The sequence below is a fragment of the Bradyrhizobium sp. MI1.7 genome (assembly GCF_055811795.1).
On the sequence record NZ_JBVVPO010000213.1, the window covers coordinates 1 to 1,078 of the forward strand.

At 62.9% G+C, this 1,078-nt stretch carries 1 protein-coding gene; it reads right to left on the reverse strand.

Annotation, left to right across the window (positions count from 1 at the left end):
* Positions 1 to 156: 156 nt before the first annotated feature.
* Entirely contained in the window at positions 157 to 744 is a 588-nt protein-coding gene (locus tag AC0L3X_RS47170; RefSeq protein WP_063985768.1) for a hypothetical protein, read from the reverse strand.
* Between the last annotated feature and the right edge of the window lie 334 nt (positions 745 to 1,078).

Here is a 1,078-nt window from a genome sequence, read left to right on the forward strand (position 1 = left end):
TTGTTTAAACCGCCCGGGTTCCCGGGGCTAACCTTACCCCCCGCCCCAAATATGCCACAACCCGCCCCCACCCCCCCCCCCGGGGCGCAGTGCCCGCCCCCCGCCTTCGGGGGGCATGACAGCTGTGAGTGTGGCGGGCGCTTGCCGTAATAGCGCTCAGTTCTGATCGTCGCCCAGCGCGGCAACCAGCTTGTCGTAGTACTTGCCGACGAGATCGATGTTGGCCTTGTTCTCGACCTGCGGCGCCGGCGTCTTCAGCGCTTCGTTGAGTTCGTCGAGCGCTTCCTTCTTGTCCTTGGCCGGCATCTTCTTGTCGGCCTGGACCTGCGCGATCTGCGCCTTGATGACGGCTTCGGTGCCGACATATTTCTTGGTCGCGGGATCGAAGCCGCCGAGCACGAGGCTGATGTTGTCGACGACGTTGTTGTAATCGTCATAGCCCGCAAAGCCGTTCTTCTTGGCGACGCCGTCGAGCTGGCCGATCACCTTCTGGTCGGGTGCGGTGTTCTCGGGCAGCTTTTCCGTGATCGCATCCATGTCCTTCTGCGCGGCGAGCACACCGTCGAGCTGCTTGTCGGTCAGCGCGATCTGCTTGAGGCTAGGCGCCTGCGCCGGCGCGGCCTGCGGAACCGGCGCGGCCTGCTTGGCTTGCGCGAACGCGGTACCGGAGGAGGCAAGCGATGCGGCGGACAGAAGGCACGCGACGCCGAACGCGGTGAGGGCGGGACGAAGCAATGCTGGCATGGGAGTCTCCTCCTGAAGGGGATGGTTGGTGTTGTCAGCGGAAGGTCTTGGCGATCGAGGGTCTCGACGACGGAAAAACTAGGGAGCCTGGAATGAACTGCTCATGAACTCCGCTTGCGTCTGCTAAGGGCCGATCATGGCTGAATGATCACAACCCTGTGGTGGCTCCTGCGATCACCAAACATTGTTCTGCATGCAATCCATCTCGCTTGCCGACCTGTCGAGGCGCCTGCCATTTGCGGCGCGGTGGCGTTCAGCCGTAAGCGATGTTCTCAGGCCACGCGCCAGCGTTCTTGGGTAGCGAGATAGGCCCAGGGTAGCAGTTCGTCGATCT

What these genes read in the sequence shown, in the direction of transcription:
- AC0L3X_RS47170 (WP_063985768.1), bottom strand. Translation starts at nt 744, where the DNA reads ATGCCAGCATTGCTTCGTCCCGCCCTCACCGCGTTCGGCGTCGCGTGC.